Here is an 8,926-nt window from a genome sequence, read left to right as displayed (position 1 = left end):
CAGATTGTCTGATAATTTGTTAAAGAGCAGTGCAACATTCGCTGCCGTTTCCGGTCTTCTGCGTTGTTGCGAGGAGGTGAATTCTACATCTTCCTCATTCAGTGTCAAGCGTTTATTTTCAAGGCTTTTCACTTTTTTCTTTGTTCTCTCGGCTAACTCACTTAGCGTGGTTTGCCGTGACAACGAGGACGCATTATAGGGAGTTTTCTGAGGCTGGCAATAGTTTTTTTAAGAAAAAAAATCGTTTGCTTAATTCCACAGCAAAACCCCTACTTATACGCACTTATCAACAATTTTATCCACAGAGTGTCTTTTTACATAAAATTAGCATGTCAAACGCAAACGTTTGCGTTATTATAGCGAACGATTTAGTAAGATTGATTTTGTGTTTAACTTCTGAAATGTTAGTTAGGCAAACACAATTTCACTGTATTAATGTGTTTTAACTTCACCATTACTACCGTTATACCAAACCCAAGGGATAAAACTCATGCAACATCTTCGTCCTATCCGCCGTGCACTTTTAAGTGTGTCTGATAAAGCAGGTATTTTAGAATTCGCAAAAGCACTTGCTGAAAGGAATGTAGAACTCTTATCAACCGGTGGGACTGCACGTCTATTAGCAGAAGCTGGCTTACCGGTTACTGAAGTATCCGATTATACCGGTTTTCCAGAAATGATGGATGGTAGAGTGAAAACACTGCATCCCAAAGTACATGGTGGAATTTTAGGTCGCCGCGGGCAAGACGATGCAATAATGGAAGAACATGAGATTCGTCCTATCGATATGGTCGTAGTGAACCTTTATCCTTTTGCCAAAACAGTTGCTCTCCCAAATTGCTCATTAGCAGATGCAGTGGAGAATATCGATATTGGTGGACCTACAATGGTTCGCTCAGCAGCAAAAAACCATAAAGATGTTACCATTGTCGTTAATTGTAATGACTATGAAAGAGTGATTGAAGAAATGGATAATCACGAAAATAGTCTTACTTTAGATACACGTTTTGATTTAGCAATTAAAGCCTTTGAGCACACTGCTGCTTACGACGGAATGATTGCAAACTACTTTGGTCAGAAAGTCGCTCCTTATTATGGTGACACTTCACAACCTTCAGGTACATTCCCTCGTACTCTAAATCTGAACTATATAAAGAAACAAGATATGCGTTATGGTGAGAATGCTCATCAACAAGCTGCTTTCTATATAGAAGAGCATATAGAAGAAGCGTCTATTGCGACTGCAACCCAATTACAAGGCAAAGCGCTTTCTTATAACAACATTGCAGATACAGACGCCGCATTAGAATGTGTAAAATCTTTTTCCGATCCAGCATGTGTTATCGTGAAACACGCAAACCCTTGTGGTGTTGCTATTGCGAATACGCTCGCACAAGCATATGACAATGCATTTAAAACCGATCCCACTTCTGCATTTGGCGGTATTATCGCTTTTAATCGTCCACTAGATGTAAAAACCGCAAGTGCAATCATCGAACGACAATTTGTCGAAGTGATAATTGCTCCTTCTATTAATGAAGATGCGTTACCTATTTTAGCAACTAAACCTAATGTTCGGGTATTAGCCTGTGGTCAATGGCAAGAAGCAAAACCTGCTTTTGACTTCAAACGAGTCAACGGTGGGCTTTTAGTACAAGATCGTGATTTAGGCATGGTTAAAGAAGAAAACTTAAGAGTAGTTACTCAACGCCAGCCAAGTGAACGCGAAATGAAAGATGCACTGTTTTGCTGGAAAGTAGCAAAATTCGTAAAATCAAATGCCATTGTTTACGCTAAAAATGATATGACAGTCGGTATTGGCGCAGGACAAATGAGCCGGGTGTATTCTGCAAAAATTGCTGGCATAAAAGCTGCTGATGAAGGTTTAGAAGTTGCTGGTTGCGCGATGGCATCAGATGCATTCTTCCCATTTAGAGATGGCATTGATGCGGCAGCACTTGCCGGCGTAACTTGCGTTATTCAACCTGGTGGTTCAATTCGTGATGATGAAGTGATTGCTGCTGCCAATGAACACAACATCGCAATGATTTTCACCAATATGCGTCACTTCCGTCATTAATAGGGTATTGATATGAAGATTTTGATTATTGGTAATGGTGGTCGTGAACATGCTTTAGCTTGGAAAGTGGTTCAATCGCCACTTTCCACACAGGTCTTTGTTGCACCGGGTAATGCAGGAACGGCACTAGAGCAAGGTGTACAAAATGTAGCAATCAGCGCTACTGATATTCCAGCATTAGTCACTTTTGCGCTTGAGAATAAAATTGATTTAACGATTGTTGGTCCTGAAGCACCACTTGTTATTGGTGTTGTTGATGCTTTTAAAGATGCAGGATTAACCATTTTTGGCCCTACACAAGGTGCTGCACAACTCGAAGGATCTAAAGCCTTTACTAAAGACTTCTTAGCTCGCCATAAAATTCCAACCGCGAATTATCAAAACTTTACTGAAATAGCCCCTGCGCTGGAATATTTACATAAGATGGGTGCGCCTATTGTTATTAAAGCTGATGGCTTAGCAGCAGGCAAAGGTGTGATCGTCGCCATAACGCTAGCAGAAGCAGAAGCGGCAATTAGGGATATGCTAGCAGGTAATGTCTTTGGTGATGCAGGACATCGTATTGTTATTGAAGAGTTTCTTGATGGTGAAGAAGCAAGTTTTATTGTCATGGTGGATGGTGAAAATGTTATCCCTATGGCAACAAGCCAAGATCATAAACGTGTTGGCGATGGCGATACGGGGCCTAACACTGGTGGTATGGGCGCGTATTCACCAGCACCTGTCGTCACCAATGAGATCCACCAGCAAGTGATGGAAAAAATTATTTATCCAACGGTAAAAGGTATGGCTGCTGAAGGGCATCGTTATCAGGGTTTTCTTTATGCTGGATTGATGATTGATAAACAAGGTATTGCAAAAGTTATCGAATTTAACTGTCGCTTTGGTGATCCTGAAACACAACCAATTATGATGCGTATGCAGTCAGATTTAGTTGAACTCTGTTTAGCAGGTGCTAATGGTAATTTAAAAGGGAAAGATTCTGTTTGGGATCCTCGCCCTGCTTTAGGTATCGTCATTGCCGCTGGTGGTTACCCTAATGATTATCATCAAGGTGATGTGATTGAAGGTTTGAGCACAACATCATCAGCAACTGCTAAAGTTTTTCAGGCTGGAACAACTCTGAATAATAAAGGTGAAGTAATTACAGCTGGCGGAAGAGTTTTATGTGCGACGGCATTAGGTGATGATATCGAGCAAGCGCAAAAAAATGCTTATGCTTTAGCAGAAGGTATTCATTGGAATGGAAGTTTTTATCGCCATGATATCGGCTATCGTGCGATTGCGCGTTTAAATAAGTAAGTGACTAAATGCAGCAGAAGGGAGTAGTCACAAGCTCTCTTTTGTTGGCTCCCATTTACAGAAATCATGGTCGGCTACCATAAGCAACTGTTTACCTTCTGGTGAATCAAGCCAAGCAACATAAGAAGGCTTACTTAAATTACGTGTTCTCGTTTTTAACCAGCGTTGCTCTGGATCTTCGAATGAAACACTCACTTTCTCACCAGCACATGTTGTCATTGTATTTTGATACCAAATACCTTGTACTAAGTTTACTTTTCCAATAGTAAGCGCTTCACTGATTTCACGCTCTTTACTTGCAGCAAACACCATTCTTAAACGCTCATCTTCTGTTAATGCTCGTTTTTGCTTCTGGCTTTCCTGTTGCATGAAAATGACTTCATCACGTTTATTTAAACGAAGGTGCCAAGATGAGGGATCATTTTGATTGACCACTTCAGAGCGGACTTGCCAAAGCTTATTTTGGCGATACTCATAGAATGTGATGATTGTTTCTGGCTTTTTATAAAAGCTATAAACGCTCATGATCACTTGAGGCTCTGATATTTTATTATTTAAACGCCAGAGTCGCACAACACCTTCGTCTGCAATATATCCTGTTGCAGAAAATTCTGGGAGTTGTACTGTCGAGGAGCAGGCGCTGAGCAAAAAAGCTGATCCTATTGCTAACAGCCCCTGTCGTTTCAACAAAAGGGGAGTAAATCCCCCTCTATTGTTCATTCCGTTCAAAGGAATTATTTTACTGCGTCTTTCAGTGCTTTACCGGCAGTAAATGCAGGAACATTAGCTGCTGCAATTTTAATTTCTTTACCAGTTTGAGGGTTACGACCAGTACGCTCAGCACGGTGATTTACCTTGAATGTACCGAAACCAACTAACTGTACAGAATCGCCTTCTTTCAGAGCTCCTGTTACTGAGTCGATAAACGCTTCAATAGCAGCTTTTGCCTGAGTTTTTGTCAGATCCGCTTTTTCAGCAACTGATTCGGTTAATTCAGCTTTGTTCATAAAATAGTCCTTAAAGTATGTTTTATCGTTTGAAAAACATCTGGTGAAAAAACTTAACTTATCTTTTTAAGAAGATGAATTAAGTAAAACACCTGAGCCACTTCTTTTCGTACCCAATGTAGAACATACACGGGGGTGATGTGAAGTCTTTAAACGTCGCTTTTCAAGCACTAAATCACGTTTTTCTGATTTAGTGCGTTAATTCTATACCGATATTGCTCATTCCTGCTTCACGAAGGTCTGCACGTAGACCTTTAATCAGCTCGATATCTCTTTCTTCACACTCTACAAGTAGGCGGTAAATTTCCCATTGGATATCGAATTCTTCAATAACAACAGGCAGTGATCTTAGCTCTTCTTCGCTCATTTCTCTTTCTGCTTGTGTCATTTCAAGTGAAGCAACCGTCCCTACTGATAATTTGCTGACTTCAATAGCATGACTTAGCGATTCACCACTTAAACGGGAGTGAACAACTTCACTCAAGGCGACACAGGCATCAATCGCTGGATAGACACCGTAAATATCAAATTGAGATGCGTCAGGAATAGCTTCTTCTAATTTCTCTAATTGAGAATCAAAATTCACTTTTGCATCTTTCACCGTTAAAGTTTCCCAAACCAGATCGAGAATACGGCGATAAAGCGTTGGATCAGCAAATCCTGTTTCGCGACAAAATACCTGATAATTTGGGTACATTCGCTCACACAGGCACGCCATAAACGTCAGGTGTTGCCAAGCTTCTAGCTTTTCTAAACGTAAATGGATTGGGTTCTTCAACATTCGTGATTACTCATTTTCTTAACTTAGGCGCAGTTTACCTGAAAATTAAAAATATCCACATATTTCCCGGTCATTTAGAGCTTATTCTTATTCAACTGCTCAAATAATCGCCTATTTGAAGCAATACCATCAGCCCAACGCGTTGGTTCTGGCAATCGATACCCTTTCATACACAACTCAACCCACTGCAAAGCGCCTTCCATACTCACTTTATGACCCGGAGAAATATACAGGGGTTTGCATTTTTTCTTACTGCGATAAATCCATCCTATTTGCTCATTCTTATCCATTAATGGCTCATGGCTTCCCATCTCTTCATTAACCGCTCGATCAGTACCACATAAACGACTTTTTGCTACGCCAATAGTAGGCGTGTCCACTAATAAACCAAAATGACTGGCAACACCGAGCCTTCTAGGATGAGCAATACCTTGCCCATCGACAAAAATAAGAGAAGGTTTCTGTTTGATTAATTGCCAAGCAGACAGTAATGCTGGGCACTCTCTAAATGAAAGTAAACCTGGGATGTAAGGAAGATTTGTAGGTATTCGCGCGATTTGGTATTCAAGAATTTCAAAAGAAGGGTAATGCATTATCACGATGGCGGCGCGAGTAACTGCGCCACCATCTTCAAAACCAACATCAGCGCCAGCAATATAAGTAGGCATTGTAAATTGGTCTGTCAAAATAATTTGTTGAGCTTTTTCTGTCTGCTCCTGACGCAATTGTGAGGTATTAATCATTATCCTGATGATAAGGCTTCGATAAACGGTGAACCGCATCAATAAATGCACCAGCATGCTCTGGTGGAACATCTTGATGAATACCGTGCCCAAGATTAAAAACATGACCGTTACCTTTACCAAACCCAGCAAGAATAGTTTCGACCTCTTGCTCTATTCTGGCTGGCGGCGCATACAGCATAGAAGGATCCATATTACCTTGTAAGGCGACTTTATCCCCTACTCGACGACGTGCATCTTCGATATCTATCGTCCAATCTAATCCTAATGCATCACAACCTGTTGCTGCCATTGCTTCTAACCAACGACCGCCACCTTTGGTAAATAAGGTTACAGGAACTTTTCTTCCATCGTATTCGCGAATAAGACCATCAACAATCTTATGCATGTAGTGTAATGAAAAAAGTTGGTAATCACGCCCTGTTAGTACACCACCCCATGTATCAAAGATCATGATAGATTGTGCACCCGCTTTAATTTGAGCATTCAGATAAAGGATAACGCTATCTGCGAGTTTATCCAGTAATAGATGTAGTGCTTGAGGCTCTGCATACATCATTTTTTTTATTTTTGTGAAGGCCTTACTACTTCCACCTTCTACCATATAGGTTGCTAACGTCCAAGGACTTCCCGAAAAACCGATTAATGGCACACTGCCTTGCAATGCACGACGAATCGCACGTACTGCATTCATTACATAGCCAAGTTCGTCTTCAGGATCAGGAATTGGTAGCTTTTGAATATCGGTAAGGCTAGTTATTGGGGACTTAAAACGAGGTCCTTCACCAGTTTCAAAGTAAAGGCCTAGTCCCATTGCATCAGGAATAGTTAAAATATCAGAAAATAAAATAGCGGCATCTAAAGGGAAGCGTCTTAAAGGCTGTAATGTCACTTCGCATGCCAATTCTGTATTTTTGCACAATGAGATGAAATCCCCCGCCTGTGCCCGTGTTTCCTTATATTCAGGAAGATATCTGCCTGCCTGACGCATCATCCAAACTGGGGTGACATCAACAGGTTGGCGCAACAGCGCACGTAAATAGCGGTCGTTTTTCAACTCACTCATGACTAACTCCATTAACAGTAATAGGGCCGCAAAATAGCATGCATTGTAACATGCTGGAAAAATAACTGTTGGCTGACAACGCCTTTATTTAGTTCTTTTCTTTATCTTGTCTAATATTCGCTATCGTATCTTCTATCAAGCGTCGCGCAATAGTATCTGGAGGTGGGATCTGTGGTAGCTGATCGTAACGATACCAAGCCGCACTGGTTAATTCTGAAGGATCATGGCGCAACTCTCCTCCATCATAATCAGCCAAAAAACCCATCATTAAAGAATGAGGGAATGGCCAAGGTTGAGATGATACGTAACGAATATTACGAATACGAATATTGCTTTCTTCAAACACTTCGCGAGCGACGGCTTCTTCTAAGGTTTCACCAACCTCCACAAAACCAGCGAGCACAGTATAAAGAGGGGAATGTTTATGCCTAACATGATGTGCGAGTAAAATCTTATCTTCATGCCGAATACCTACAATAATACAAGGGGCAATTTGTGGGTAATAGCGTTCATGGCAGTTATCGCATAAACAAGCCCATTCGCTCTCACTATGGCGCATTTTAGAACCACAATAACCACAAAAACGATGAGAACGATAAAACTCTGCTAACTGAACACCGCGACCCACGAGTTTAAATAAATTCTCATCTTGTGAGGCGATAAGCCTCGGCGAACACATGTCGTTATCCATTTTTCCATGAATAAGCCAAACAGTTTCACCCTGCCACTCACCAACAATTTTGGCCTGTTGACCAACTAAATCCCAATCCTTTGCAAAACCAAAAGGGAGTTCACCTTTAGGTAACCACACTCGCCCACCAAGGCTGACTGTCCACCAGCCTTTCTCTGATCCCGCTAACGTATATAAATGCATAATGATAAATCTATCCAAAATAATGATATAGAATTAAGGATACTCTCTTTAGTAAGACCCACTCAATGTATTATGATTATTCTCTCTAATTTATTAACATTCAAAAAGGATTTTCATAAGTTTTACTTATAATAAAGGAATGCTAAAATGACAGATAAAACCAAAAATAAAATTGCGATTTTTGATTTAGATGAAACGCTTTTAGCAGATGATTCTAGTCGTTTATGGACACGTTATTTATGGGATAAAAAAATAGTCACCGATCCTCATTTCCTAAAACTAGATGAACAGATGATTGCTGATTATTACGCTGAAAATCTGGATATAAATCAATATCTTTATCAACATTTATCTTACTTTAAACATCATAATATAAACAAAATAAATCATTGGGTTAATGACTTTACTAAAACAAAAATTCAGCCATTACTTTACCCTGAAGGAATGTCAATAATTACACAATATCGACAGCAAAATATTCCTGTTATAATTATTTCAGCAACAATGTCTTTTCTCGTTCATGCTATCGCAAAACAACTCAATGCAGATATTTCAATGGGCATTGATATGCAAATTAAAGATAATTATTACACTGGATATATTGAAGGTATACCTACATTTCGAGAAGGAAAGGTTGATCATCTAAATCGGTGGAAAGAAGCTAATAATATTAATAATACTTATATTTATTTCTACACTGACTCTATTAATGACCTCCCATTGTGTTATCAAGCTGATAACGTCACAGTTATCAATCCAGATCAACAATTAGCTCAAATTTCACAAATGAAAAACTGGAAACAGCAACATTGGGATTTAAATAAATAACCCATGTCGGACTTGTAGTTTTCAAAATCTTTCATATACTGGACTTCTTCTTGTCGGAGTGCCTAGTGTTTATAAGGCTATTATAAACACAGGCTGAGACCGTTAATTCGGGATCCGCGGAACCTGATCGGGTTAATACCCGCGAAGGGAACAAGAGTGATTCGACCTTTTGATAGCTTCATCCCGTATGTTTTTTATACGCCTATCTGTCGATACTCCCTGCGACCTCCAGACAAGCATTTTTC

At 40.1% G+C, this 8,926-nt stretch carries 10 protein-coding genes and 1 riboswitch; of the genes, 3 read left to right on the top strand and 7 right to left on the bottom strand.

The window, feature by feature from the left end; genetic code table 11:
* A partial coding sequence (locus ABN080_RS17805; RefSeq protein WP_349441650.1) for a hypothetical protein occupies positions 1-183 on the bottom strand: 183 nt, incomplete at its 3' end.
* Positions 184-490: 307 nt separating this feature from the next.
* Between ABN080_RS17805 and purH the strand changes: the two genes are divergently transcribed.
* Together purH and purD are read left to right on the top strand one after the other, a co-directional pair.
* The gene (gene purH, locus ABN080_RS17800) at positions 491-2,080 is read left to right on the top strand and encodes a bifunctional phosphoribosylaminoimidazolecarboxamide formyltransferase/IMP cyclohydrolase (RefSeq protein WP_196554934.1); all 1,590 of its coding nucleotides are present in this window, start codon (positions 491-493) and stop codon (positions 2,078-2,080) included.
* Positions 2,081-2,092: 12 nt separating this feature from the next.
* The gene (purD, locus tag ABN080_RS17795; protein ID WP_349441649.1) at positions 2,093-3,382 is read left to right on the top strand and encodes a phosphoribosylamine--glycine ligase; all 1,290 of its coding nucleotides are present in this window, start codon (positions 2,093-2,095) and stop codon (positions 3,380-3,382) included.
* A 27-nt stretch (positions 3,383-3,409) separates the two neighbouring features.
* Here purD and ABN080_RS17790 read toward each other — a convergent pair whose 3' ends face one another.
* The 6 genes from ABN080_RS17790 to nudC form a co-directional block, all read right to left on the bottom strand.
* Positions 3,410-4,072 (bottom strand): DUF1481 domain-containing protein, encoded by a 663-nt coding sequence (locus ABN080_RS17790; RefSeq protein WP_349441648.1) that lies wholly within the window; start codon positions 4,070-4,072, stop codon positions 3,410-3,412.
* A gap of 44 nt (positions 4,073-4,116) precedes the next feature.
* Entirely contained in the window at positions 4,117-4,389 is a 273-nt protein-coding gene (gene hbs, locus ABN080_RS17785; protein WP_004246922.1) for a non-specific DNA-binding protein Hbs, read from the bottom strand.
* A 190-nt stretch (positions 4,390-4,579) separates the two neighbouring features.
* Positions 4,580-5,170 carry a YjaG family protein gene (locus ABN080_RS17780; protein ID WP_072071056.1) on the bottom strand — a complete coding sequence of 197 codons (591 nt, stop codon included), beginning with the start codon at positions 5,168-5,170 and terminating at the stop codon, positions 4,580-4,582.
* Positions 5,171-5,244: 74 nt separating this feature from the next.
* Entirely contained in the window at positions 5,245-5,913 is a 669-nt protein-coding gene (gene nfi / locus ABN080_RS17775; protein WP_196554937.1) for a deoxyribonuclease V, read from the bottom strand.
* Positions 5,906-6,979 carry a uroporphyrinogen decarboxylase gene (gene hemE / locus ABN080_RS17770; RefSeq protein ID WP_349441646.1) on the bottom strand — a complete coding sequence of 358 codons (1,074 nt, stop codon included), beginning with the start codon at positions 6,977-6,979 and terminating at the stop codon, positions 5,906-5,908. Before hemE ends, nfi begins: the two co-directional genes overlap by 8 nt.
* A gap of 88 nt (positions 6,980-7,067) precedes the next feature.
* Positions 7,068-7,853, bottom strand: coding sequence for an NAD(+) diphosphatase (gene nudC / locus ABN080_RS17765; RefSeq protein WP_196554939.1), 786 nt, complete (start codon positions 7,851-7,853; stop codon positions 7,068-7,070).
* Positions 7,854-8,000: 147 nt separating this feature from the next.
* Here nudC and ABN080_RS17760 point away from each other — a divergent pair, with 147 nt between their 5' ends.
* Positions 8,001-8,681: an HAD family hydrolase gene (locus ABN080_RS17760; protein WP_349441645.1), complete on the top strand. Its 681-nt coding sequence runs from the start codon at positions 8,001-8,003 to the stop codon at positions 8,679-8,681.
* A 44-nt stretch (positions 8,682-8,725) separates the two neighbouring features.
* Positions 8,726-8,848: riboswitch (TPP riboswitch) on the top strand.
* Positions 8,849-8,926: the final 78 nt, after the last annotated feature.

The organism is Proteus sp. fly-1089 (genome assembly GCF_040138965.1).
GTDB lineage: Bacteria > Pseudomonadota > Gammaproteobacteria > Enterobacterales > Enterobacteriaceae > Proteus > Proteus vulgaris_B.
The sequence above is the reverse complement of the archived record's forward strand: the minus strand, read 5'-3'. Positions and strand labels throughout refer to the sequence as shown.

Excerpts from the sequence above, each read along its gene's own strand:
- ABN080_RS17760 (WP_349441645.1), top strand. The coding sequence starts at position 8,001 with ATGACAGATAAAACCAAAAATAAAATTGCGATTTTTGATTTAGATGAA.
- nfi (WP_196554937.1), bottom strand. The coding sequence starts at position 5,913 with ATGATTAATACCTCACAATTGCGTCAGGAGCAGACAGAAAAAGCTCAA.
- hbs (WP_004246922.1), bottom strand. The coding sequence starts at position 4,389 with ATGAACAAAGCTGAATTAACCGAATCAGTTGCTGAAAAAGCGGATCTG.
- hemE (WP_349441646.1), bottom strand. The coding sequence starts at position 6,979 with ATGAGTGAGTTGAAAAACGACCGCTATTTACGTGCGCTGTTGCGCCAA.
- purH (WP_196554934.1), top strand. The coding sequence starts at position 491 with ATGCAACATCTTCGTCCTATCCGCCGTGCACTTTTAAGTGTGTCTGAT.
- nudC (WP_196554939.1), bottom strand. The coding sequence starts at position 7,853 with ATGCATTTATATACGTTAGCGGGATCAGAGAAAGGCTGGTGGACAGTC.
- ABN080_RS17780 (WP_072071056.1), bottom strand. The coding sequence starts at position 5,170 with ATGTTGAAGAACCCAATCCATTTACGTTTAGAAAAGCTAGAAGCTTGG.
- purD (WP_349441649.1), top strand. The coding sequence starts at position 2,093 with ATGAAGATTTTGATTATTGGTAATGGTGGTCGTGAACATGCTTTAGCT.